At 65.0% G+C, this 23959-nt stretch carries 17 protein-coding genes; 12 read left to right on the forward strand and 5 right to left on the reverse strand.

Features of this window, described 5'->3' with window-relative positions:
* Window positions 1-210: 210 nt before the first annotated feature.
* Window positions 211-5070 (forward strand): NAD-glutamate dehydrogenase, encoded by a 4860-nt coding sequence (locus tag OGL93_RS19555; protein ID WP_263264558.1) that lies wholly within the window; start codon window positions 211-213, stop codon window positions 5068-5070.
* Between the two features lie 129 nt (window positions 5071-5199).
* Here the strand turns inward: OGL93_RS19555 and OGL93_RS19560 are convergent, their stop codons facing one another.
* Both OGL93_RS19560 and acnB read right to left on the reverse strand, forming a co-directional pair.
* The gene (locus OGL93_RS19560) at window positions 5200-6192 is read right to left on the reverse strand and encodes an aldo/keto reductase (protein ID WP_263264559.1); all 993 of its coding nucleotides are present in this window, start codon (window positions 6190-6192) and stop codon (window positions 5200-5202) included.
* A gap of 133 nt (window positions 6193-6325) precedes the next feature.
* Window positions 6326-8935: a bifunctional aconitate hydratase 2/2-methylisocitrate dehydratase gene (acnB, locus tag OGL93_RS19565; protein ID WP_263264638.1), complete on the reverse strand. Its 2610-nt coding sequence runs from the start codon at window positions 8933-8935 to the stop codon at window positions 6326-6328.
* Between the two features lie 390 nt (window positions 8936-9325).
* On the opposite strand from acnB, the gene OGL93_RS19570 reads away from it, so the two are divergent.
* The 6 genes from OGL93_RS19570 to OGL93_RS19595 all read left to right on the forward strand — a co-directional run bounded on the left by OGL93_RS19570 (window position 9326) and on the right by OGL93_RS19595 (window position 15393).
* Complete coding sequence (locus OGL93_RS19570) at window positions 9326-9793, forward strand: DUF1289 domain-containing protein (RefSeq protein WP_263264560.1); 468 nt, start codon at window positions 9326-9328, stop codon at window positions 9791-9793.
* Window positions 9794-9846: 53 nt separating this feature from the next.
* Window positions 9847-10446 carry a tRNA isopentenyl-2-thiomethyl-A-37 hydroxylase MiaE gene (gene miaE, locus OGL93_RS19575; protein ID WP_263264561.1) on the forward strand — a complete coding sequence of 200 codons (600 nt, stop codon included), beginning with the start codon at window positions 9847-9849 and terminating at the stop codon, window positions 10444-10446.
* Between the two features lie 176 nt (window positions 10447-10622).
* Window positions 10623-11096: a MarR family transcriptional regulator gene (locus OGL93_RS19580; protein WP_263264563.1), complete on the forward strand. Its 474-nt coding sequence runs from the start codon at window positions 10623-10625 to the stop codon at window positions 11094-11096.
* An 8-nt stretch (window positions 11097-11104) separates the two neighbouring features.
* Window positions 11105-12550, forward strand: coding sequence for an efflux transporter outer membrane subunit (locus OGL93_RS19585; RefSeq protein ID WP_263264564.1), 1446 nt, complete (start codon window positions 11105-11107; stop codon window positions 12548-12550).
* 16 nt (window positions 12551-12566) lie between these two features.
* A complete protein-coding gene (locus OGL93_RS19590) occupies window positions 12567-13811 on the forward strand; it encodes an HlyD family efflux transporter periplasmic adaptor subunit (protein ID WP_276583612.1) in 1245 nt (414 codons plus the stop codon).
* A gap of 52 nt (window positions 13812-13863) precedes the next feature.
* Window positions 13864-15393 (forward strand): DHA2 family efflux MFS transporter permease subunit, encoded by a 1530-nt coding sequence (locus tag OGL93_RS19595; protein WP_263264565.1) that lies wholly within the window; start codon window positions 13864-13866, stop codon window positions 15391-15393.
* Between the two features lie 25 nt (window positions 15394-15418).
* Here the strand turns inward: OGL93_RS19595 and OGL93_RS19600 are convergent, their stop codons facing one another.
* Window positions 15419-16225 (reverse strand): TlpA disulfide reductase family protein, encoded by an 807-nt coding sequence (locus OGL93_RS19600; protein WP_263264566.1) that lies wholly within the window; start codon window positions 16223-16225, stop codon window positions 15419-15421.
* Window positions 16226-16359: 134 nt separating this feature from the next.
* Between OGL93_RS19600 and OGL93_RS19605 the strand changes: the two genes are divergently transcribed.
* The 4 genes from OGL93_RS19605 (at window position 16360) to OGL93_RS19620 (ending at window position 20228) form a co-directional block, all read left to right on the forward strand.
* The gene (locus OGL93_RS19605) at window positions 16360-17043 is read left to right on the forward strand and encodes a response regulator (protein WP_263264568.1); all 684 of its coding nucleotides are present in this window, start codon (window positions 16360-16362) and stop codon (window positions 17041-17043) included.
* Window positions 17040-18362: an ATP-binding protein gene (locus OGL93_RS19610; RefSeq protein WP_263264569.1), complete on the forward strand. Its 1323-nt coding sequence runs from the start codon at window positions 17040-17042 to the stop codon at window positions 18360-18362. The genes OGL93_RS19605 and OGL93_RS19610 overlap by 4 nt, the downstream gene beginning before the upstream one ends.
* A 273-nt stretch (window positions 18363-18635) precedes the next feature.
* The gene (locus OGL93_RS19615) at window positions 18636-19361 is read left to right on the forward strand and encodes a gamma-glutamyl-gamma-aminobutyrate hydrolase family protein (RefSeq protein ID WP_263264570.1); all 726 of its coding nucleotides are present in this window, start codon (window positions 18636-18638) and stop codon (window positions 19359-19361) included.
* 117 nt (window positions 19362-19478) lie between these two features.
* A complete protein-coding gene (locus OGL93_RS19620) occupies window positions 19479-20228 on the forward strand; it encodes a class I SAM-dependent methyltransferase (RefSeq protein ID WP_263264571.1) in 750 nt (249 codons plus the stop codon).
* A 38-nt stretch (window positions 20229-20266) separates the two neighbouring features.
* Here OGL93_RS19620 and OGL93_RS19625 read toward each other — a convergent pair whose 3' ends face one another.
* Both OGL93_RS19625 and OGL93_RS19630 read right to left on the reverse strand, forming a co-directional pair.
* Window positions 20267-21715 (reverse strand): sodium:solute symporter family protein, encoded by a 1449-nt coding sequence (locus OGL93_RS19625; RefSeq protein WP_263264573.1) that lies wholly within the window; start codon window positions 21713-21715, stop codon window positions 20267-20269.
* Window positions 21716-21934: 219 nt separating this feature from the next.
* Window positions 21935-22471 (reverse strand): PaaI family thioesterase, encoded by a 537-nt coding sequence (locus OGL93_RS19630; RefSeq protein WP_263264574.1) that lies wholly within the window; start codon window positions 22469-22471, stop codon window positions 21935-21937.
* Window positions 22472-22635: 164 nt separating this feature from the next.
* On the opposite strand from OGL93_RS19630, the gene OGL93_RS19635 reads away from it, so the two are divergent.
* Window positions 22636-23955, forward strand: a complete 1320-nt coding sequence (locus OGL93_RS19635) for an MFS transporter (RefSeq protein WP_263264576.1) — start codon at window positions 22636-22638, stop codon at window positions 23953-23955.
* Window positions 23956-23959: the final 4 nt, after the last annotated feature.

Here is a 23959-nt window from a genome sequence, read left to right on the forward strand (position 1 = left end):
TATGTCGCGCCGTGGCAAGACCGGCCCACCCGGTGTCGCTAAGCTGAACTGTCCTACAATGGCGCTGCCCGCGGAACCCTCCGCCGTTGTTGTGACCCAAAAGCTTCATCACCCCTTGTCACCGCGCCCGCCTATTTACCGCTGGAGCGGCCAGGCGAGGGATACACGCTACGCTTCCACCAAATACAAAGCCCGAGCGGAGTACCACAGATGGCGTTTTTCACCGCGGCCAGCAAAGCCGACTTCCAGCAACAACTGCAGGCGGTCCTGGCCCAGCACGTTGACGAACATGCCCTGCCACAAGTAGCCCTGTTCGCCGATCAGTTCTTCGGCATCATTTCCCTGGACGAACTCACCCAGCGGCGGCTATCGGACCTCGCCGGCTGCACCTTGTCGGCCTGGCGGCTGATGCAGCGGTTCGAGCCCGCCCAGCCCCAGGTGCGGGTCTACAACCCCGATTACGAGCGGCATGGCTGGCAGTCGACCCACAGCGTGGTCGAAGTGCTGCACCAGGACCTGCCCTTCCTGGTGGACTCGGTACGCACCGAACTCAACCGCCGTGGCTATAGCATCCACACCCTGCAAACCGCCGTGCTCAGCGTGCGGCGCGGGCCTTCTGGCGAGCTGCTTGAAGTGCTGCCCAAGAACAGCCACGGCGAGGGTGTGGCGCAAGAGTCCCTGATGTACCTGGAGATCAACCGCTGCGCCACTGCCGCAGGTCTCGCCGGCCTGGCGAGCGCCTTGCTCGAGGTGCTGGGTGAAGTGCGCGCCACGGTGGCCGATTTCGAGCCGATGAAGGCCCGCGTGCACGACATGCTGGCGCTGGTGGACAACAGCCAATGGCCGGTCGACGGCGCCGAAAAGGCCGAGGTGAAGATCTTCCTCGAATGGCTGGTGGACAACCATTTCACCTTCCTGGGCTATGAAGAGTTCGAAGTGCACGAGGACGCCCAGGGCGGCCACCTGGTGTACGACGAGCAGTCCTTCCTCGGCTTGCCGCGCTTGCTGCGGCCCGGCCTGAGCGCCGAAGACCTGCGTATTGAAGATTTCGCGCTCAAGTACCTGCGCGAGCCAGTGCTGCTGTCGTTCGCCAAGGCGGCGCAGCCGAGCCGCGTGCACCGCCCGGCCTACCCAGACTACGTCTCCATCCGGCAGATCGACGCCGAGGGGCGGGTGGTCAAGGAATGCCGCTTCATGGGCCTTTACACCTCGGCCGTGTACGGCACCAGTGTGCAGCAGATCCCCTACGTGCGTAGCAAGGTCGCGGAAATCGAACGCCGCTCGGGCTTCGACATGCGCGCCCACCTGGGCAAGGAGCTGGCCCAGGTCATCGAAGTGCTGCCCCGTGACGACCTGTTCCAGACCCCAGTGGACGAGCTGTTCAGCACCGTGATGTCCATCGTGCAGATCCAGGAGCGGGCAAAAATCCGCGTGTTCCTGCGCAAGGACCCCTACGGCCGCTTCTGCTACTGCCTGGCCTACGTACCTCGTGACGTCTACTCCACCGAGGTGCGGCAGAAGATCCAGCAAGTGCTGATGGATCGCCTCAAGGCCAGCGACTGCGAGTTCTGGACCTTCTTCTCCGAGTCGGTGCTGGCGCGTGTGCAGCTGATTCTGCGGGTGGACCCGAAGAACCGCCTGGAGATCGACCCCCAGCAGCTGGAAAACGAAGTGATCCAGGCCTGCCGTTCCTGGCAGGACGACTACCACGCTCTCACCATCGAGAACTTTGGCGAAGCCCAGGGCACGAACCTGCTGGCCGAATTCCCCAAAGGCTTCCCCGCCGGCTATCGCGAGCGCTTCGCCGCGCATTCGGCCGTGGTGGACATGCAGCACCTGCAAGCGCTGACCGAGGCCCGCCCGCTGGTGATGAGCTTCTACCAGCCGCTCGCCCAGGGTGGCGAGCGCCAGCTGCACTGCAAGCTGTACCACGCCGACGTGCCGCTGGCGCTGTCCGACGTGCTGCCGATCCTGGAAAACCTCGGCTTGCGCGTGCTGGGCGAGTTCCCCTACCGCCTGCGTAACCGCAACGGCCGGGAGTTCTGGATTCACGACTTCGCCTTCACCTACGCCGAAGGCCTGAAGCTGGACCTGCAACAGCTCAACGACACCTTGCAGGATGCGTTCGTGCACATCGTCAACGGCGAAGCCGAAAACGATGCGTTCAACCGCCTGGTGCTGACCGCCGGCCTGCCCTGGCGCGACGTGGCGCTGCTGCGGGCCTATGCGCGCTACCTCAAGCAGATCCGCCTGGGCTTCGACCTGGGCTACATCGCCGCCGCCCTGAACAACCACACCGACATCGCCCGTGAGTTGACCCGGCTGTTCAAAACGCGCTTCTACCTGGCGCGCAAGCTGACCGGCGACGACCTGGACGACAAGCAGCAACGCCTGGAACAAGCCATCCTCACCGCCCTGGACGACGTGCAGGTGCTCAACGAGGATCGCATCCTGCGGCGCTACCTGGACCTGATCAAGGCGACCCAGCGCACCAACTTCTACCAGCCCGACGCCAACGGCCAGCCCAAGCAGTACTTCAGCTTCAAGCTCAACCCGGCGCTGATCCCGGAGCTGCCCAAGCCGGTGCCGAAGTTCGAGATCTTCGTGTACTCGCCTCGGATCGAGGGCGTTCACCTGCGCTTCGGCAACGTGGCCCGCGGCGGCCTGCGCTGGTCGGACCGTGAAGAAGACTACCGCACCGAAGTGCTGGGCCTGGTGAAAGCCCAGCAAGTGAAGAACTCGGTCATCGTGCCGCTGGGCGCCAAGGGTGGTTTCATTCCACGCCGGTTGCCCATTGGCGGCAGCCGCGACGAGGTCCAGAACGAAGCCATCGCCTGCTACAAGATCTTCATCTCTGGCCTGCTGGACATCACCGACAACCTCAAGGAAGGCGAAGTGGTGCCGCCGGCCAACGTGGTGCGCCACGATAACGACGACCCGTACCTGGTGGTGGCGGCGGACAAAGGCACCGCGACCTTCTCCGACATCGCCAACGGCATCGCCCTGAGCTACGGCTTCTGGCTGGGTGACGCCTTCGCCTCCGGCGGCTCGGCCGGCTATGACCACAAAGGCATGGGCATCACTGCCCGCGGTGCCTGGGTGGGGGTGCAGCGTCACTTCCGCGAGCGCGGCATCGATGTGCAGAAAGACAACATCACCGTGATCGGCATCGGCGACATGGCCGGTGACGTGTTCGGCAACGGCATGCTGATGTCGGACAAACTGCAACTGGTGGCGGCGTTCAACCACCTGCATATCTTCATCGACCCCAACCCGGATGCCGCCAGCAGCTTTGCCGAGCGCCAGCGCCTGTTCAACCTGCCGCGGTCGGCGTGGAGCGACTACAACGCTTCGCTGATTTCCGAAGGCGGCGGGATCTTCCTGCGCAGCGCGAAAAGCATCGCCATCAGTGCCCAGATGAAAGCCCGGTTCGACATCCAGGCGGACCGCCTGACCCCGACCGAACTGCTGCATGCGCTGCTCAAGGCGCCGGTGGACCTGCTGTGGAATGGCGGCATCGGCACCTATGTCAAATCCAGCGAGGAAAGCCACGCCGACGTGGGCGACAAGGCCAACGACGCGCTGCGCGTCAACGGCGACGAGTTGCGCTGCAAGGTGGTGGGCGAGGGCGGCAACCTGGGCATGACCCAGCTGGGCCGGGTGGAGTTCGGCCTCAATGGCGGCGGCGCCAACACCGACTTCATCGACAACGCCGGTGGCGTGGACTGCTCCGACCATGAAGTGAACATCAAGATCCTCATCAACGAGGCAGTGGCCGCGGGCGACCTTACCGAGAAGCAGCGTAACGAGCTGCTGGGTAGCATGACCGACGAGGTCGCGCACCTGGTGCTGGGCAACAACTACAAGCAGACCCAGGCGCTGTCTATCGCCGCCCGCCGCGCCAACGAACGGCTGGCCGAGTACAAGCGGTTGATGACGGACCTGGAAGGCCGCGGCAAGTTGGATCGCGCCATCGAGTTCCTGCCTAGCGAGGAGCAACTGGCCGAGCGTGCCGCCGCCCGCCAGGGCCTGACCCGCGCCGAGCTGTGCGTGCTGATCTCCTACAGCAAGATCGACCTCAAGGAGACTCTCCTCAACTCTCGCGTGCCGGACGACGACTACCTCACCCGGGACATGGAAACCGCGTTCCCGCCGACGCTGGTGGCCAAGTATGGCCCGGCCATGCGCCGTCATCGCCTCAAGCGCGAAATCGTCAGCACCCAGATCGCCAACGACCTGGTCAACCACATGGGCATCACCTTCGTGCAGCGCTTGAAGGAGTCCACCGGAATGAGCGCTGCGGACGTCGCCGGAGCCTACGTGGTGGTGCGCGACATCTTCCATCTGCCGCACTGGTTCCGCCAGATCGAGGCGCTGGACTACCAGGTGCCCGCAGACATCCAGCTGAGCCTGATGGAAGAGCTGATGCGCCTGGGCCGCCGCGCCACGCGCTGGTTCCTGCGCAACCGTCGCAACGAGCTGGACGCTGGCCGTGACGTCGCCCACTTCGGCCCGCACATCACCGCGCTGGGCCTCAAGCTCAACGAGTTGCTGCAAGGCCCGACCCAAAGCCTTTGGGAAACCCGCTACCAGGCCTACATGGACGCGGGCGTGCCGGAGCTGCTGGCTCGCATGGTTGCCGGGACCACCTACCTGTACAACCTGCTGCCGATCATCGAGGCGTCGGACCTGACCGGCCAGAGCGCGGCGAGCGTGGCCAAGGCGTTCTTCGCCAGCGGCAGCGCCCTGGACCTGAACTGGTACCTGCAGCAGATCAGCAGCCTGCCGGTGGAAAGCAATTGGCAAGCGTTGGCGCGGGAAGCCTTCCGCGACGACCTGGACCTGCAGCAGCGGGCGATCACCATCTCCGTGCTGCAGATGCAGGACGCGCCGGAGGACGTGGATGAGCGGGTCAGCGTATGGCTGGAACAGCATCGCGTGAATGTGGAGCGGTGGCGCGCCATCCTCGACGACCTGCGCGCCGCCAGCGGCACCGATTACGCCATGTATGCCGTGGCTAACCGGGAACTGGCGGACCTGGCGTTGAGCGGGAGCAAGCAAAGCGTGTAAACCGTTTGGGGGTCGGGCTTCGCCTGGCCCCCCAGGGTTGAGGCTGGAACTGATGTGGGCCCGGGCGCCAGCCCGGGAACTGGCGCCGGGTTCGCAAGTGGCGCCAGTTCCTCCTACAGCGGTTGGCCGTTAACGATCCACCATCCGCTGGCTCTTTTCGTCATAGCGATCCCCCACCACTTCGGCGGCCGGTAAAGCCGCCGTAATGGCTTCCAGCGCCGCGCTGTCCAGCTCCAGGCTGACGGCGCCGGCGTTATCGGCCAGGTGGGGGATTTTTCTCGCGCCGGGAATGGGCACGATCCAGGGCTTCTGCGCCAGCAGCCAGGCCAGTGCCAATTGAGCCGCCGTGCAGCCGCGTTCCGCGGCCAAGCCGTTCAAGGCATTCACCAGTTTTGTATTCTGCGCGCGGGCTTCTTCCTGGAAGCGCGGCAGGTTGCGCCGCATATCCTTCTCACCCAACTCCTCGACTTTCAGCTTGCCCGTCAGAAAGCCGCGCCCCAGCGGGCTGAACGGCACGAAACCAATGCCCAGGGCCTCGCAGGTGGGGAGTATTTCTTCTTCCACCTCCCGGTACCACAACGAGTATTCCGACTGCAGCGCGCTGATCGGATGCACCGCATGGGCACGCCTGAGCGTTGCCGCCGAGGCTTCGGAGAGCCCCAGGAAACGTACCTTGCCGGCCTGAACCAGCTCGGCCATGGCGCCGACGGTGTCCTCGATGGGCACGTTCGGGTCCACGCGGTGCTGGTACAGCAGGTCGATGGTTTCGATGCCCAGGCGCTTGAGGGAGCCCTCCACGGCTTCGCGGATATGCTCGGGCCGGCTATCGACCCCGGTAATGCGCTCACCGCCCACGCCCTGATCGGAAATCTTGAAGCCAAACTTTGTCGCGATCTGCACTTGGTCGCGGCGGCCTTTGAGCGCTTTGCCCAAAAGCAGTTCGTTATCGAAGGGGCCATAGACTTCGGCGGTATCCCAGAAGGTTACGCCCAGGTCCAGCGCCTTGTGCAACGTGGCGATGGACTCAGCCTCCGGCGCCCCGCCATAGGCGAAGCTCATGCCCATGCAGCCCAGGCCGATGGCCGAGACATCGAAGCCCTGACCCAATGTGCGGGTTTTCATTGTGCGTTCCTTATCGGTTGGTCGTTCATCATGCAAGAGCGGGCGAAGCCCGCGAACAATAAGCGAAGCATAAAAAAACCCGCCACGAGGGCGGGTTTTCCTGCGGCTTGAAACCTGCCGCTTACAGCTACCCTTACGCCTGAACCACCGGGATCTTGGCCTTTTCCGCGGCATCGCGGAAGTCGGCGATCTGGTCGAAGCTCAGGTAGCGGTAAACGTCGGCCGCCATGCTGTCGATGTTTTGCGCGTACTGCATGTACTCCTCGACCGTTGGCAGCTTGCCGATGATCGACGCCACTGCCGCCAGTTCCGCGGAAGCCAGGTACACGTTGGCACCGTCGCCCAAGCGGTTGGGGAAGTTACGGGTGGAGGTGGACACCACGGTGGAGTTGGCAGCCACGCGAGCCTGGTTACCCATGCACAGCGAGCAGCCTGGCATCTCCATGCGTGCGCCGGCCTTGCCGTAGATGCCGTAGTAGCCTTCCTCGGTGAGCTGGTGCGCGTCCATCTTGGTCGGCGGGGACAGCCACAGGCGAGTCGGGATGGCGCCCTTGACCTTGTCCAGCAGCTTGCCGGCGGCGCGGAAGTGGCCGATGTTGGTCATGCACGAGCCGATGAACACTTCGTCGATCTTCTCGCCCGCCACGGTGGACAGCAGGCGGGCGTCGTCCGGGTCGTTCGGTGCGCAGAGCACGGGCTCTTTCACTTCGGCCAGGTCGATCTCGATCACTTCGGCGTATTCGGCGTCGGCGTCGGCAGCCAGCAGCACCGGGTTGGCCAGCCAGGCTTCCATCGCCTGGGCACGGCGCTCGAGGGTGCGAGCGTCACCGTAGCCTTCGCTGATCATCCAGCGCAGCAGGGTGATGTTGGATTTGAGGTACTCGGCGATGGCCGCTTCCGGCAGCTTGATGGTGCAACCGGCGGCGGAGCGCTCGGCCGAAGCGTCGGACAGCTCGAAGGCTTGTTCGACGGTCAGCTCGTTGAGGCCTTCGATTTCCAGGATGCGGCCAGAGAAGATGTTCTTCTTGCCCTTCTTCTCGACGGTCAGCAGGCCCTTCTGGATGGCGTGGTAAGGGATCGCATGGACCAGGTCGCGCAGGGTGATGCCCGGTTGCATCTTGCCCTTGAAGCGCACCAGCACCGATTCCGGCATGTCCAGCGGCATCACGCCGGTAGCGGCGGCGAAGGCGACCAGGCCGGAACCGGCCGGGAAGGAAATGCCGATCGGGAAGCGGGTGTGCGAGTCACCGCCGGTGCCGACGGTGTCCGGCAGCAGCATGCGGTTCAGCCAGCTGTGGATGATGCCGTCGCCCGGGCGCAGGGACACGCCGCCACGGGTGCGGATGAAGTCTGGCAGGGTGTGGTGGGTGGTGACGTCGATCGGCTTCGGATACGCCGCGGTGTGGCAGAACGACTGCATGACCAGGTCTGCCGAGAAGCCCAGGCAGGCAAGGTCTTTGAGCTCGTCGCGGGTCATCGGGCCGGTGGTGTCCTGGGAACCGACGGTGGTCATCTTCGGTTCGCAGTAGGTGCCAGGGCGTACGCCCTTGCCTTCGCCCAGGCCACAGGCCTTGCCGACCATCTTCTGCGCCAGGGTGAAGCCCTTGCCGGTGTCGACCGGAGCCTCTGGCAGCTTGAACAGGTTGGCCGCGGGCAGGCCCAGCTCGGCGCGCGCTTTGTCGGTCAGGCCACGGCCGACGATCAGCGGAATACGGCCGCCGGCGCGGACTTCATCCAGCAGCACCGGGGTTTTCAATTCGAAGGTCGCCAGCACTTCATCGCTGCCGTGCTTGCACACCTTGCCAGCGTGCGGGTACACGTCGATCACGTCGCCCATGTTCAGGTTCGACACGTCGAACTCGATCGGCAGGGCGCCGGCATCTTCCATGGTGTTGTAGAAGATCGGGGCGATTTTGGTGCCGAAGCAGAAGCCACCGGCGCGCTTGTTCGGCACGTAGGGGATGTCGTCGCCGAAGAACCACAGCACCGAGTTGGTGGCGGACTTGCGCGAGGAACCGGTACCGACCACGTCGCCGACGTAGGCGACCGGGAAGCCCTTGGCCTTCACTTCTTCGATCTGCTTGAGCGGGCCGATGGCGCCTTGCTGCTCGGGCACGATGCCGTCGCGGGCCATTTTCAGCATAGCCAGGGCGTGCAGCGGGATGTCAGGGCGGGACCAGGCATCCGGAGCAGGGGAGAGGTCGTCGGTGTTGGTTTCGCCCGGCACCTTGAATACGGTCAGGGTGTACTTGTCGGCGATCGCGGGCTTGTTGGTGAACCACTCGCCATCGGCCCAGGATTGCAGCACGGCCTTGGCGTGCACATTGCCGGCCTTGGCTTTTTCAGCCACGTCGTGGAAGGCGTCGAACATCAGCAGGGTGTGCTTGAGCTGCGCGGCGGCTACAGGAGCCAGCTCGGCGCTGTCCAGCAGGTCTACCAGGGTGTGGATGTTGTAGCCGCCCTGCATGGTGCCCAGCAGTTCGGTAGCGCGCTTCTTGTCGATCAGCGGCGAGGTGGCTTCGCCTTTCGCCAGCGCGGACAGGAAGCCGGCCTTGACGTAGGCGGCTTCGTCCACCCCTGGCGGAACGCGATTGGTGATCAGGTCGACGAGGAAGGCTTCTTCGCCTGCGGGCGGGTTCTTCAGCAGCTCGACCAGGCCTGCGGTTTGTTCGGCGTTCAGCGGCTGGGGCACGATACCCTGGGCGGCACGCTCTTGGGAGTGTTTGCGGTAGGCTTCAAGCACAGTTATTACCCTCATCAGTGGTCCCGCGGGGGACGCTTATCCAGCGGCGCTCTCGCACGCCGACGCCGTGCGGCTTCATGAGCCGTCTGGCCGGAGTGACGATGAGTGCCAGGCAGAAGCTGCTTTCAAAGTTTTACGCCGGCAGAATGCTGAGCTGATGAGGGCAGGCACGGTAGAGGGGGACCGTGCCACTGCATTCTGACGGATCGACTGTGCTCGTGACGCTTTGAAAACAGCTTCCAATTGGACATTGGTGCCTTCAAGCAGGCTGGGTGATTCTACGGCAAAATTTCCCGGAAGGTAAGTTGCCCATTCAGCCTGTGGGGGTGAAAGCACTACGACTAAGGGCTAAGATAGGCGGCCCGCCGCTTCGCCGATGTGCCTGTGACCATGCCCAAGTCGACTATCAAAACCCCCTGCGTTGGCCTCTGCTCCACGGTTTACGGGGACCTGGTGTGCCGTGGCTGCAAGCGTTTCCACCATGAAGTGATCCACTGGAACAGCTACGACGACGAGCAGAAGCGAGCGGTCTGGCTGCGCCTGGAGCAGCTGCTGGGGCAGGTGATGGAAGCCAAGCTCGAAGTGTTCGACCCCGGTCGCCTGCGCCTGCAACTGGAGCAGCGGCAGGTGCGCTTCCAGCCGCAGCAGTCCGAATACTGCTGGGCCTATCAGTTGATCGCCCGTGGCGCCCGGGTGATCAACCACCTGGACGCCTACGGCATCGTGCTGCTGCCGGAGTTCCGCGACTGGGACCTGCCCGCCCTGCGCGACGCCATCGACCGCGAATTCTTTCTTCTTTCCGAAGCTCACTACCAGCGCTACATCGCCCCGGCGTTTTTGCGTGAGGCGTTGGGGTAACCCGGCGCCCACGTCCGGTATACTCGCCCACCCTTTTTTTCACGAGACGGCGCATGCTGCCTGACATCCACGATTTCCTTGGCTGCCGCACGCCCCAGGCCTGGGTAACCGCCGCCCTGGCGGACCAGGAAACCCTGCTGATCGACCACAAGAATTGTGAGTTCAAGGCCGCGTCCACCGCGCTGAGCCTGATCGCCAAGTACAACACCCATATCGACCTGATCCACATGATGTCGCGCCTGGCTCGTGAGGAGCTGGTGCACCACGAGCAGGTATTGCGCTGGATGAAAAAGCGTGGCGTGCCGCTGCGGCCAGTGAATGCTGGGCGCTACGCCTCGGGGCTGCGCAAGCTGGTGCGGGCCCATGAGCCGGTGAAGCTGGTGGATACCCTGGTGGTAGGTGCCTTCATCGAAGCGCGCAGCTGCGAGCGCTTCGAGGCGCTGGCACCGCACCTGGACGCCGACCTGGGCGGCTTCTATCACGGCCTGCTCAAAAGCGAGGCCCGGCACTTCCAGGGTTACCTGAAGCTGGCCTATCAATACGGCGAGGCCGCGGATATCGAGCGGACCATCGCGAAGGTCAGGGAGGCAGAAGTGGCCTTGATCGAAAGCCCTGACGTGGAACTGCGCTTCCATAGCGGCGTGCCTGCCTGAGCCCGAGGGCCCTTTCGCGAGCTGAGCCCCGCGCCTGAACAGGTCGCGGGTTCGCTTGCCATCGCCCGACCCTACATTGCCCCTAAAGCATGTCTCGAGCGGTGACTGCCTTGACATTAGCTGCCTAGGCAGTAATATTTGGCAACATTCTCTGCCTGAGCAGCTATTGTCCTGCTATGAGTCATTTCACCCCGGATAACTTCTACGACAGCCAGATCGGCATGTTGCTGGGTCGCGCCAACAGCCTGAAGGACCGCATCCTCGATCAACACCTCGAGGTCCACGGTGTGACTTCAGCGCAGTTCAAGGTGTTGATCATCGTCGCCGAATGGGGCTTGGACAGCCCGGGCGACCTGTGCCGGCACCTGTCGCTGGATAGCGGTTCGATGACCCGCATGCTCGACCGCCTGGAGCAGAAGCAGCTGATCCGCCGAGCCCGCAGCGAAGAGGACCGCCGGCAGATTCGCATCGCGCTCACCGCCGAGGGCCAGCAACTGGCGGCGCGGCTGCCGCACATCGGCGCGCAGGCGATGAACCAGCTCGCCGGGGCGCTCGAAGCGGCTGAACTGGCGGAGCTGGAACGCTTGCTCAAAAAAATTCTGATCGATGCCGGCGACCCTGTGGCTTGCTGGCGCATGGGTAAAAAATGAAGCCCCGAATGTTCACCTTAAAGTTACTGCCCGTCGCCCTGGCCGTGGCCTTGGCCGGATGCGCCAACGACCATGGGCTGGCACCCAATGGCAAGCTCAGCGAAGCCAAGGACCTCGGCGCTGCTGCCAGCCTCGTGCCGGTAACGGTCAGCCCCGCGGCCTGGCCCTCGGCCACCTGGTGGACCGGCCTGGGCGATCGCCAGCTGGATGCGCTGATCGATGAAGCTTTGCGCGACAGCCCGGACTTGCAAGTCGCCGCGGCGCGCGCCCACCAAGCCATGGCGGTCGCCGACCAGTACGACGCTGACCGCGCGCCTTATATCGGCGCCGACGCCAACGTGTCGCGCTCGCGCCTGTCGAAAGTGCAGGACCCGCTCCTCGAGGGCGGGCGGTATTCCACCCTGCGCACGGCCGAGGTCACTTTCGATTACACCCTCGACCTGTGGGGCGGTGAGCGCGCCGCCTGGGAAGCGGCCCTCGGCCAGGCCCGGGCCGCACAAGTCGACCGGCAGGCAGCCCGGCTGACCCTGGCGGTGGACGTGGCGCGGGCCTATAGCGATCTGGGGCATGCCTTCATCGCCGCTGACCTTGCCGACGAAGACCTCAAGCGCACCCGGCAGTTGCTCGACCTCGGCCGGCAGCGGTTGGCCGCGGGCATCGACAGCCAGTATCAGCTGCAACAAACCGAGAGCCTGGAAGCCAGCGCCGAGGAGCAGGCGGTCAATGCCGGCAAGCAGCTGCGCAGCGCGCGGATTGCCCTGGCGGTGCTGCTGGGCAAGGGCCCGGAGCGCGCCGGCGAAATCGCTCGCCCGCAGATACTCAAGCCCGCGGCGGTGGAGCTACCGTCGCAGCTGCCCGCGGACCTGCTTGGCCGCCGCCCGGACCTGGTCGCGGCGCGTTGGCGGGTCGAGGCGGCCAGCCGCAATATCGACGTCAGCAAAACCCGGTTCTATCCCAACCTCAACCTGACCGCCGCCGCCGGTACCCAGGCCATGCTGGGCGATGCGCTGTTCGGCGCGCCGAGCCGCTTCTTCAACATCGCGCCGGCGGTGTCGCTGCCGCTGTTCGACGGCGGCCGCTTGCGTGCCGGGCTGGACGCCAGCGATGCCGACTACGAGCTGGCGGTGGCGCAGTACAACAAAACGCTGGTCGCGGCGCTGGGTAGCGTGGCCGACGCGATCAACCGCCTGGATGCACTCGGCCGGCAGGTGGCCGCCAAGCAGCATGCGGTGGATGTGGCGCGGCAGTCCTATGACACCGTGACCCAGCGCTACGGCTCGGGCATCGGCAACTATCTGGATGTGCTGACCATCGAGCAGCAACTGCTGGCCACGCAACAACAGCTAGCCAACCTGACCGCCGAGCGTATCGACGTTTCGATCCAACTCATGCAGGCCCTCGGTGGCGGCTATCAGGGTGACGCCCTGGCCAGCGCCCAGGCTCCACGCGAATAATCCAAGGTACTTTCCCATGGCCACTGCCAACCCCCCCGCTAACGGCGACCAGGCCGGTAACGCGCAACCCCAGGACAAACAACAGGCCCAGGGCAATGCACAACCCCAGGCCAGCCCGCGCAAGCGCCGGCTGATGCTGTTCCTTCTGCTGCTGGTGGTGCTGATCGCCGGCATCGCGGTATTTGCCTGGCATGAGCTGCACGGGCGCTTTTATGAAGAGACCGACGATGCCTACGTCAATGGCAACGTGGTCGAGGTGACCCCGCTGATCGCCGGCACCGTGGTCAGCATCGGCGCGGACGACGGCGACCTGGTGCATGAAGGCCAGACGCTGATCAGCTTCGATCCCGCCGATGCACGCATCGGCCTGGACAACGCACAGGCCAACCTGGCCAAGACCGTGCGCCAGGTGCGCGGCCTGTACAGCAACGTGGACAGCATGCGTGCCCAGGTCAATGCCCGCCGGGTCGAGTTGCAAAAGGCGCAGGAAAACTTTAACCGACGCAAGACCCTGGCCGCCGGCGGGGCGATCTCCCAGGAGGAGCTGGCCCATGCCCGCGACGACCTGGCCGCCACGCAGAGCGCCTTGGGGACCGCCCAGCAGCAACTGGCGGGCACCGTCGCCCTGGTGGATGACACGGTGATTTCCTCGCACCCCGACGTGCAGGCCGCGGCCGCCCGGCTGCGCGATGCCTACCTGGCCCGCGCGCGGACCACCCTGGTCGCGCCGGTGACCGGTTACGTGGCCAAGCGGACCGTGCAACTGGGCCAGCGGGTGCAGCCCGGCACCCCGACCATGGCGGTGATCCCGCTAGAGCAGGTGTGGGTGGACGCCAACTTCAAGGAAACCCAGCTGCACGACATGCGCATCGGCCAGCGGGTCACCCTGGAGTCAGACCTGTATGGCGACGACGTGGCCTACACCGGCAGCGTGCAGAGCATCGGCGCCGGCACTGGCAGCGCGTTCTCCCTGCTGCCGGCGCAGAACGCCACCGGTAACTGGATCAAGATCGTCCAGCGCGTGCCGGTGCGGATCAAGCTCGATCCGCAGCCACTGAAGGACCATCCGCTGCGCATCGGCCTGTCCACCGTGGCCACGGTGGACCTGCATGATCAAAGCGGCGCAGTGCTGGCGCAGCAGCCCGCGCAGCAGGCGACCTTCGCGACCAAGGTATACGACCAACAGCTCGACGAGGCGGACACCCTGATCGCTCGGCTGATTCACGAAAACAGCGCCGCGGGCAAGACTGCCCAGCGCTGACCCTGTCGCGCCCCGCCAGCCGGGGCGCCCTTCTTGTTTGCGGGATACAGCGATGAGCTCCAATGCGTCCTTTACGCCCCCCAGCCTGGTCCTCAGCACCATCGGCCTGTCGCTGGCGACCTTCATGCAGGTGCTGGACACCACCATCGCCAACGTGGCCCTGCCGACCATCTCTGGCAACCTGGGGGTCAGCTCCGAACAAGGCACCTGGGTTATCACCTCGTTCGCCGTGAGCAACGCGGTGGCCTTGCCCCTTACCGGCTGGCTGAGCCGGCGCTTCGGCGAAGTGAAACTGTTCATCTGGGCAACGCTGCTGTTCGTGCTGGCGTCTTTCCTGTGCGGGATTTCCACCTCGATGCCGGAGCTGGTGGGCTTTCGGGTGATCCAGGGCATGGTCGCAGGGCCCTTGTACCCCATGACCCAAACGTTGCTGATCGCGGTCTACCCGCCGGCGAAACGGGGGATGGCGCTGGCGCTGCTGGCGATGGTCACGGTGGTCGCGCCTATTGCCGGGCCGATTCTCGGCGGCTGGATCACCGACAGCTATAGCTGGCCGTGGATCTTCTTCATCAACGTGCCCGTGGGGCTGTTCGCCGCCGCGGTGGTGCGCCAGCAGTTGGCCGCGCGGCCGGTGCATACCGCTCGCCAGCCGATGGACTACGTCGGCCTGCTGACCCTGATCGTCGGCGTCGGGGCGTTGCAGGTGGTGCTCGATAAAGGCAATGACCTGGACTGGTTCGAGTCGCAATTCATCATCATCGGCACGGTGATCTCGGCGATATCCCTGTCCTTCTTCGTGATCTGGGAGCTGACCGACGCCCACCCCGTGGTCAACCTGCGGCTGTTCGCATTCCGCAACTTCCGGGTAGGCACCGCGGTATTGGTGGGCGGCTACGCGGGCTTCTTTGGCATCAACCTGATCCTGCCCCAGTGGCTGCAGACCCAGCTGGGCTACACCGCCACTTGGGCCGGGTTCGCGGTCGCGCCCCTGGGCATATTGCCGGTGCTGATGTCGCCGTTCGTGGGCAAGTACGCGCACAAGTTCGACCTGCGGGTGCTGGCAGGGCTGGCCTTTACCGCCATCGGCCTGAGCTGCTTCATGCGCGCAAACTTCACCAATGAAGTGGATTTCACCCACATCGCCTTGGTGCAGCTGTTCATGGGCATCGGCGTGGCGCTGTTCTTCATGCCCACGTTGAGCATTTTGCTGTCGGACCTGCCGCCGCAGCAGATCGCCGACGGCTCGGGGCTGGCGACCTTCCTGCGTACGCTAGGCGGCAGCTTCGCAGCGTCGCTGACTACCTGGATCTGGATTCGCCGGGCCAACCAGCACCACGCTTACTTGAGCGAAAACATCAGCGTGTACGACCCCACCACCCAGCAGACCTTGCAGCAGCTGGGTGGGGCCACCGACCGCAGTTACGCGCAGCTCGAACAGATGGTCACGGCCCAGGCATACATGCTGTCCACGGTGGATTACTTCACCCTGCTCGGCTGGATATTCGCCGGGTTGATCCTGCTGGTGTGGCTGGCCAAGCCGCCATTCACCGCCAAGGCGGGGCCAGCATCGGGCGGGCATTGATCGGAATGGAACGCCATTCCTGGCCTCAGCGGCCGAACACTTCCAGCGCATGCGCCAGGCTGGCCGGCGACAACTCCCCCAGGTGGCTGCCGAGCAAGCGGCCATCGCGGTCGTAGAAAAGGGTGGTCGGCAGGGCCATGGCGCCCACCTGCTTCGCCAGGCTTGCGCCGCCGTCGTAGAGCACATCGTCGGGGCTGACACCGGCGGCGCCCAGAAAGCTGGCGGCCGTGGCTGGGCTTTCCCGCTGGTTGATATAAACGAAGCGTATGTCTGGCCGTTGCGCCTGCGCCGCTACCAGCGCAGGCATTTCCCGGCGACACGGTGGGCACCAGCTGGCCCATAGATTGACCACTAACGGTTGGCCGCGATAGCGCTCCAGGCTCGCCGGTACGCCCTGGGTATCGGTAAGCGGTTGCTGCGGCAGCCGGCTGCCGTCGCGCTGCCAAAGCAACAGCCCGCCGCCGGCGAGCCAGATCGCCAGGCCGGTGGCCAGCCCCCAGCGCAATGCGCGCCGCTCCAAGGGCCGGCGCCAGCCGCGTACCCCGGCGGCGGCCAGTGCCACCACGATGCCCAGCCAGGGTATAAAGCCGCCGTCGCGCAAGTCGATGGCTTGCCAAGGGGTGGCCCGGTACTGCTCAAGGTAGAGCGCCACGAAACCAAGCCGCGCCACGACCACCGCCAGCACGAACAACCAGAACAGGCTGGAGTCAGCCTGACGTTTCCCTTCGACCGGGGCGCAACACCGTGCCACCAGCAGGGCGGCACCCAGTGCCAGCAGCAGTACCAGGTGTGGCACGGACAGGGCCAACGGGCCCAACGACAAGCTCAGCATGGGGGACTCCAGTAGCCGTTGCGGGGGCATGGTCCGGGCGCGCGGTTAAATCGGCGTTAAGCCACTGGCCGGTTCGCTAATGCAAGGTTAATCAGCCGGGGTGTACCCTGTGCGCCTGTTAAAAGGTTACCCCCATGCACGTACTGCTTTGTGAAGATCACGACCTCATCGCCAGTGGCATCGTCGCCGGCCTGGGCGCGCAAGGCGCGGTGGTGGACCGCGTAGCCACCGCCAGCGCCGCCGAAGCCCTGCTCAAGGCGGCCGAGTTCGATGTGATGATCCTGGACCTCGGCCTGCCCGACGAAGACGGCCTCAAATTGCTCAAGCGCCTGCGCCAACGGGGCCTGGCCTTGCCCGTGCTGGTGCTGACGGCCCGCGACGCGGTCACCGACCGGGTGGCCGGGCTCGAAGCCGGCGCCGACGATTACCTGCTCAAGCCCTTCGACCTGCGCGAGCTCAGCGCCCGCCTGCATACCCTGTTGCGGCGCATGGCCGGGCGGACCGTCAACCGGATCGAGCACGGTAGCCTCTGCCATGACCCCAGCAGCCGGGAAACCTGGCTCGACGGCGAACCGGTCGACCTTTCCCGGCGCGAACAGGCGCTGTTGCAAGCGCTGCTGCAACAGCGCGGGCGCGTGCTCAGCGCCGAGCAGCTCAAGGACAGCGTCTATGGCTTTAGCGACGAGGTCGAGAGCAATGCCCTGAACGTGCACATTCATTATTTGCGCCGCAAGCTGGGCAACGGCATCGTCGAGACCGTGCGTGGGCTGGGCTATCGGCTAGGGCCGGCAAGCACACCCGGGCGGGAGCGACCATGAGCCTGCGCTTGCGCTTGATCCTTATCCTCGGCGGCGCCTTCGTGCTGATCTGGGCACTGGCGGCGGCGTGGATGTTCCGCGACCTGCGCGGCCAGATGATGTTTTCCCTCGATCAACGGCTGGTCGCCTCGGCGCGGATGGTCGCGGGGTTGGTGCAGCAGTTGCCGCAGCCGTTGAACTCCATGCAAGGGGCACGCATCAGCGCGGACCAGGCCAGCATCCCTGACGGCATGGCGTGCCGGGTCAGTTCGCTGCGAGGAGAAATCCTTGCCACCAGCCAGCAGGGCGTCGAAGCCTCGCTGGGCGAGGAGGGCAGCGGCTTCCACGATCAGCTGATCGACGGCGAGCATTGGCGCAGTTTCACCCTTAGCCATGGGGACGTGCGCATCACTACCGCCGACCGCCAGCAGGAGCGCGAGGCGCTCAACCGTTCGGTGTTATTGGCCGCCTCGGTGCCGGTGCTGATGGCCTTGTTCGGCAGCCTCGGCGTGCTGTGGCTGGGCGTCGGCCAGGGGTTGGCCCCGCTCAACCGCATCCGCGACGCCTTGACCCGGCGCAGCCCCGATTCCCTCGAACCCTTGCGGGTGCGGCCGTTGCCCACGGAACTGCGCCCGCTGGTGGATACCCAGAACCAGCTGTTTCTACGGATCGCCCAGGCGATCGAGCGTGAGCGGCGCCTGACCGACGACGCTGCCCATGAGCTGCGCAGCCCGCTGACGGCGATCAAAACCCATCTGCAGGTCGCGCGCATGACCGGTGGCAGCGCGCGCGAAACGGCGCTGGCCAACGCAGAGGAGGGTGCCGACCGCCTGCACCGTACGCTCGAACAGCTGTTGTTGCTGGCCCGGGTGGAGGGGCGGTTGGCGTTCGAGGAAGGCAGCCATTGCGCGATTGCCGAGGTCGCGCGGTTGGCGATCAATGACACCACCGCCGGCGATTCGCAGCGGATCGAAGCCGAGCTGGCCGACGGCAGTGCCCAGGCGCCGCTCGGCGTGCCGCTGACCCTGGCGGTGGCGGCGCTACGCAACCTGCTGGACAACGCCCTGCACCATGGTGGCAGTGAGCGCCCGGTGCGGCTGGAGGTCAGCCAGGAAGGTGAGCATGCGCTGTTCCGGGTTCGTGATCGTGGGCCTGGAATCACCAGCGATGAGCTTGCCCACCTGACCGAGCGGTTCTGGCGCTCCGCGCACAGCCAGGGCTGTGGGCTGGGCTTGGCCATCGTGCAGGCGATCGTTCAGCGCTGCCAGGGGCGGCTGGACTTCCACGCCCTGCCCGATGGCCTGCAGGTAGACCTGCGCCTGCCACTGTCGCGCGCCTGATAGGAGCCCGCGAAGCTGGCGAACGGAGCCGCGATGATGCGCGGCCAATGGTTCGCGGTTTACCGGCTCCTGCAACCGCCTGCCTTTACAAAGTTGCCGCCTCATGGGGCGATCGTCTATTATGTTTGACATTGATCGCCCCCCTTCTTCGGATGCGCCCTGTATCCGGCCACCCTTGAAGCGAGATGATTGAAATGTTTTACAACTGACCAGCCTTGGCGGTGCTTCGTGAAAAGCGTAACTACAAAAAACCGGTCTAAACCGGTCGTCCTCATGACAATGGGCGTGCAAGAGCGCAAAGGTCACCTGTATCAGGTGATGACACACAAATACATCACTCCTCTCGTAGACATCGCCGGTTGCGTACCGGTGCTGGTGCCCACTTGCTGCGGCGTCGAAGACCTCGAGGCTTATCTGGACATGGCCGACGGGGTGTACCTGACGGGCGCGGGCTCGAACATTGACCCCGCGCTGTATGGCCAGGAAAACCTGACGCCTGAGAAAACCCAGGACCCGGACCGCGATCATTTCGACCTGCCGCTGATCCGCGCTGCACTGGATCGTGGCCTGCCGATCTTTGCCATTTGCCGTGGCATGCAAGAAATCAACGTGGCCTTGGGTGGCAACATCCATCAAAAGCTCTACACCGTACCTGGCGTGATGGATCACCGGGAAAACCCGGAAGACCCAGTGGCGGTGCAGTACGGCGACAGCCATGGCGTGGACCTCAAGCCGGACAGCTGGCTTGCAGAGGCCGTTGGCGGCCCGAGCATCCGCGTCAACTCCCTGCACGGCCAGGGCATCGATCGGTTGGCCGAGGGCCTGGAAGTGCTGGGCAGGGCTCCGGACGGGACTATCGAAGCGTTCCACGCTCCGGCGATCTCGTCCTTCATGGTGGGGGTGCAGTGGCACCCGGAATGGCAAGCGGCGAAGAACCCGGTATCGGTGAAGCTGTTCGAAGCCTTCGGTGATGCCTGCCGGCGCTTTAGCGCGCAGTAACGTTCAGGCATAAAAAACCGCGGGTAGCCTCATGAGCTACCCGCGGTTTTTTGTTTCAAGAAGCTAGGAATGCGATAGGGTTTGTGTTTTGAAAGGCCGCTGAAGAGGTGCGTAGCGATGAAACCCTTTGATGTCTTGCTGGCTGAAGGCGAGGCCGCTGAGGTGACGGGTTGGGGCTTTGACTGGCTGGCGGGGCGTGCCACCGAGGAGCGCCCGGCTTGGGGCTATTCCGGACTGCTTGCCGAGCGGCTCGCCCAGGTGGGCTCCGCGTTGGACCTTGACACAGGCGGCGGTGAAGTACTGGACGAGGCGAAGCAGTTGCCACCTTTGATGTGTGCAACGGAGGCGTGGCCGCCCAACGCGCGTAAAGCCCAGGCGCGCCTGGCGCCGCGAGGTGTTCAGATTGTGCAAACCGCCGAGGGTGCGCCGCTGCCTTTTGCCGATGCGTCTTTCCAATTGATTACCGCAAGGCACCCGGTGCGCCCGGATTGGTCGCAAATCCGTCGTGTGCTCAAGCCGGGCGGGCACTATTTCGCTCAGCATGTAGGGCCTGCTTCGGCGTTCGAGCTGATCGAACATTTCCTCGGCCCGCTGCCGCGTGAGCGCCGCCTGCGCGACCCGGAAGAAGAGGTTGCAGCGGCGCAGGCCGCGGGGCTGACTGTGACGGATTTGCGCACCGCGCGCTGCCGCATGGTTTTTGAGGATGTAAGCGCAGTGGTGTGGCTGCTGCGTAAGTGCGTGTGGTGGGTGCCGGGTTTTTCCGTGCGCACGTATCGCGCACGGTTGCTTGCTCTCGATAACCAGATGCGTGGAGGCACCCCTTTTGTTGCGCACTCTACCCGCCATTTGATCGAGGCACGGCGCTGATACCTCTGCGCTGCCCGCAGGCAGCGCAGAGGTGATCATCAGCGGCTCACGGCGGCGTTGAAGTCCAGCTTCTCACCCCGGTTGGCGGAGAGCTGTGGCATCAGCGAACCTACGATCATTGCCAACGCGCTGCACAGCAGGCCTGCCAGTTGCGGTGGCCAAAAGGCATCCGGCTGCTGGGTGTATTCCAGCGAGCCCCACACCGCCACGCCGGTGAACATGGCGAGGAAGGCGCCCTGGGTGGTGGCGCGTTTCCAGAACAGCCCGAAGAACAGCGGCGTCACGGCCGCGACCAGGGTCACCTTATAGGCGTTGCCGACCATCTCGTAGATGCTCGAGTCCGAATGCAGCGCGAAGGCGATGGTCGCGGCGGTCATCGCCAGCACGCTGCAGCGCATGGCCAGCAGGGCTTGCTTGTCGGTCATGTTCGGCAGCAGCGGGCGCAGGATGTTCTCGGTGAAGGTCACCGAGGGCGCCAGCAAGGTGCCGGACGCGGTGGACATGATCGCCGAGAGCACCGCGCCGAAGAACATCACCTGGGCGAACAGCGGGGTCCGCTCCAGGATCAACCGCGGCAGGATCAGCTGCGAGTCGCCGCCCAGTAGTTGCTCGACCATTGCCGGGTCGATCATCTTGGCGGCGAAGATCAGGAAGATCGGCAGCATGCAGAAGCTCAGGTACAGGGCCGCGCCGGTCATCGAAGCGCGCGAGGCGATGGTTTCGGTCTTGGCCGACATCACCCGTGCATACACGTCTTGCTGCGGGATGGAGCCGAACATCATGGTCACGGCCGCGCCGAGGAAGGCAACGATGTCTTTGGCCGAGGTACCTTGCAGGAAATGGAACTTGCCTTCCGCCGCCGCCTGGCTGATCACTGCCTCCGGGCCACCCGCCATGCCGCCGATCAGCCAGGTCAGGTAGAACAACCCGGCAACGATGATGATCATCTGCAGCGAGTCGGTCATGGCCACGGACCACATGCCGCCGAACAAGGTATGCAACAGCACGATCAAGGTGCCCAGCAGCATGCCTTGGGTCAGGCTGATACCGCCATCGGACAGCGCGTTGAAGATCACCCCGAGCGCGGTCAACTGCGCGGCCACCCAGCCCAGGTAGGACGCGATGATGACCAGGCTGGTGAGCAGCTCTACCTGTGGGCCGAAGCGCTTGCGGAAGAAGTCACCGATAGTGAGCAGGTTCAGCCGGTACAGCGGCCGGGCGAACACCAGGCCTACCAGCATCAGGCAGCCGAAGGAACCGAACGGGTCCTCGATGATGCCGGAGAAGCCTTCCTGGAGGAAGGTCGCGGGGATACCCAGCACGGCTTCGGAGCCGAACCAGGTGGAGAACACCATCGCGACCACGAGCGGGAACGACATGCTGCGCCCCCCGGATGCGAAGTCCCCGGCGTTCTTGACCCGGGTAGATGCGTAGAAGCCTACGGCAACGGTAATGAGCAGGTAGATCGCAACAAACCAGATCAGCATGTGTTCTTTCCGTGGTTTCGGCCGGCAGTGCACCCCTGCTGGGAAGCACTGCCGCGAATGGCTGTTTATTTTTGTTTGGCACGCAGCCGGAGGCGGCAAGGCCTCTGGCGGCACGGAGCGGAAGTCTGCCAAGCCTGTAAAATATGTCAAACGATATTGGCAGTTACAGCTTAAAAAAATAGACAGACGGAAAGCGGGGCACGGCCCCTCTGCAGGGGCCTAGCGCGGTTGGAGAATCATGCAGGTCGTGCTTGCCGTCGCATACAGGCGGCCCGCGGCGTCGACGATGCGGCCCTCGGCGAGGGCGGAGGAACGCCCCAGGTGGACCACGCTGCCGATGGCGCGTACCGGCCCGGTGTCAGCGGTCAGCGCGCGCACATAGCTCACTCGCAGCTCCATGGTCGTATACCCCTGGCCCTGTTGCAGGCGGGTATGAATGGCGCAGCCCATGCAGGAGTCGAGCAGGGTCGCGGCATAGCCTCCATGCACGCTGCCCAGGGGGTTGTAGTGGCGTTCGTCGGGGGTGCCCTGGAACACGAAGTGGCCCTCGCCCCATTCCACGGGCAGGAAGTCCAGCAGTGCGCCAATGGGCGGGGAGGGTAACTCCCCTTGGGCGATCTTTTCGAAAAACGCCTGGGGCGTGAGCGCGCTTACCTGCGCCAGGGTCAGGGTGCCCGGTGGGCCTAGCCGCTCACGTGCGGCCTGCGCTTGGGCGCGCCATTGTTCCAGGGTTTGCTCCAGCAGCTGATCGTTCATCGGGTGATCCAAGCAGGAAGGGAGCCTTGATAGTATTACAGGCCAAATATTACGCAAGCCGTATACCGCCCTCAGGGTTTGCTATCCTCCGTGCCGCTGGCGCGCACCTGGCGCCGGATCATTTCCACAAATGCCACACGGATGTGGCGCAGTACGAGAGCCTTATGCCTGCCCACGCCACCGAACGCCCCGTCGTGCTGTCCCGCGCGGACCACAAGACCCTCGCCTTGGCCGCGCTGGGCGGCGCGCTGGAAATCTACGATTTCATCATCTTCGTGTTCTTCGCCCTCACCCTGGCCAAGCTGTTCTTCCCGCCAGACATGCCCGAGTGGCTGCGCCTGTTGCAGAGCTTCGGCATTTTCGTGACCGGTTACCTGGCGCGGCCGCTGGGCGGCCTGGTGATGGCGCACTACGCCGACCGGCTGGGGCGCAAGCGAGTGTTCAGCCTGAGCATCCTGATGATGGCGCTGCCTTGCCTGCTTATCGGCCTGATGCCCGTGTACGCCGATGTCGGCTACCTGGCACCGCTGACACTGCTGGCGCTGCGGGTGCTGCAAGGCGCCGCGGTGGGCGGCGAGGTACCGAGCGCCTGGGTGTTCGTTGCCGAGCACGTGCCGGCGCCTCGGCGCGGCTACGCCCTAGGCTTCCTGCAAGCCGGGTTGACCTTCGGTTATCTGCTGGGGGCACTGATCGCCACGGCGCTGGCGCGGCTGCTCACCCCCGAACAGATGCTGGACTTTGGCTGGCGCTTGCCGTTCCTGTTGGGTGGCGTGTTCGGCGTGCTCGGGGTATGGCTGCGTCGCTGGCTGAGCGAGACCCCCGTGTTCCTCGCGATGCGCGAACGTCGCGAGGCCGGGGCGCCGCTGCCGTTGGCCCAAGTGCTGCGGGCGCACCGCCGCGCCTTGTTGCCAGCGGTGTTGCTCACCTGCGTGTTGACCACGGCGGTGGTGGTGCTGGTGGTACTGACCCCCACCTTGATGCAGCAGCGGTTCGGCCTGGCGGCCGCCGAAGCCTTTGCCTTGAGTAGCCTGGGGATCGTTTTTCTCAACATCGGCTGCGTGCTCGCCGGGCTGCTGGCGGACCGGATCGGCCCCTGGCGCGCGCTGCTGGTGTACAGCCTGCTGCTGCCGATAGGGACCTTCGTGCTGTATGCGAGCTTGATTCTCGACCTGGGCACGGCGGGCGTGGCCTATGCCTTGGCCGGCTTGTGCAGCGGGGTAGTGGGGGTGGTGCCGGCGGTGATGGTCGCGCTCTTCCCGCCGGCGGTCCGTGTATCGGGCATCTCCCTCACCTATAACATCGCCTACGCGCTGTGGGCCAGCCTGACGCCGCTCGGCCTGCTGGCGCTGGTGCCGTGGAGCCCATGGGTGCTGGTGGGCTACAGCCTGCTCATGGGGGGAGTAGGCGTGGGCTGTTGCCTGGCCCGGCACCGTTTGCGCTGGCCGGGGTTGGTGGAAGAGGCCGGGAGCTATCGGCGAGCGTGAACCA

Origin of the sequence: Pseudomonas sp. RIT-PI-S, assembly GCF_025642975.1 — a bacterium.
In the GTDB taxonomy this organism is placed as follows: domain Bacteria; phylum Pseudomonadota; class Gammaproteobacteria; order Pseudomonadales; family Pseudomonadaceae; genus Aquipseudomonas.

What these genes read in the sequence shown, in the direction of transcription:
- OGL93_RS19555 (WP_263264558.1), top strand. Translation starts at nt 211, where the DNA reads ATGGCGTTTTTCACCGCGGCCAGCAAAGCCGACTTCCAGCAACAACTG.
- OGL93_RS19560 (WP_263264559.1), bottom strand. Translation starts at nt 6,192, where the DNA reads ATGAAAACCCGCACATTGGGTCAGGGCTTCGATGTCTCGGCCATCGGC.
- OGL93_RS19570 (WP_263264560.1), top strand. Translation starts at nt 9,326, where the DNA reads ATGCCCAAGTCGACTATCAAAACCCCCTGCGTTGGCCTCTGCTCCACG.
- miaE (WP_263264561.1), top strand. Translation starts at nt 9,847, where the DNA reads ATGCTGCCTGACATCCACGATTTCCTTGGCTGCCGCACGCCCCAGGCC.
- OGL93_RS19580 (WP_263264563.1), top strand. Translation starts at nt 10,623, where the DNA reads ATGAGTCATTTCACCCCGGATAACTTCTACGACAGCCAGATCGGCATG.
- OGL93_RS19585 (WP_263264564.1), top strand. Translation starts at nt 11,105, where the DNA reads ATGTTCACCTTAAAGTTACTGCCCGTCGCCCTGGCCGTGGCCTTGGCC.
- OGL93_RS19590 (WP_276583612.1), top strand. Translation starts at nt 12,567, where the DNA reads ATGGCCACTGCCAACCCCCCCGCTAACGGCGACCAGGCCGGTAACGCG.
- OGL93_RS19595 (WP_263264565.1), top strand. Translation starts at nt 13,864, where the DNA reads ATGAGCTCCAATGCGTCCTTTACGCCCCCCAGCCTGGTCCTCAGCACC.
- OGL93_RS19600 (WP_263264566.1), bottom strand. Translation starts at nt 16,225, where the DNA reads ATGCTGAGCTTGTCGTTGGGCCCGTTGGCCCTGTCCGTGCCACACCTG.
- OGL93_RS19605 (WP_263264568.1), top strand. Translation starts at nt 16,360, where the DNA reads ATGCACGTACTGCTTTGTGAAGATCACGACCTCATCGCCAGTGGCATC.
- OGL93_RS19610 (WP_263264569.1), top strand. Translation starts at nt 17,040, where the DNA reads ATGAGCCTGCGCTTGCGCTTGATCCTTATCCTCGGCGGCGCCTTCGTG.
- OGL93_RS19615 (WP_263264570.1), top strand. Translation starts at nt 18,636, where the DNA reads ATGACAATGGGCGTGCAAGAGCGCAAAGGTCACCTGTATCAGGTGATG.
- OGL93_RS19620 (WP_263264571.1), top strand. Translation starts at nt 19,479, where the DNA reads ATGAAACCCTTTGATGTCTTGCTGGCTGAAGGCGAGGCCGCTGAGGTG.
- OGL93_RS19625 (WP_263264573.1), bottom strand. Translation starts at nt 21,715, where the DNA reads ATGCTGATCTGGTTTGTTGCGATCTACCTGCTCATTACCGTTGCCGTA.
- OGL93_RS19630 (WP_263264574.1), bottom strand. Translation starts at nt 22,471, where the DNA reads ATGAACGATCAGCTGCTGGAGCAAACCCTGGAACAATGGCGCGCCCAA.
- OGL93_RS19635 (WP_263264576.1), top strand. Translation starts at nt 22,636, where the DNA reads ATGCCTGCCCACGCCACCGAACGCCCCGTCGTGCTGTCCCGCGCGGAC.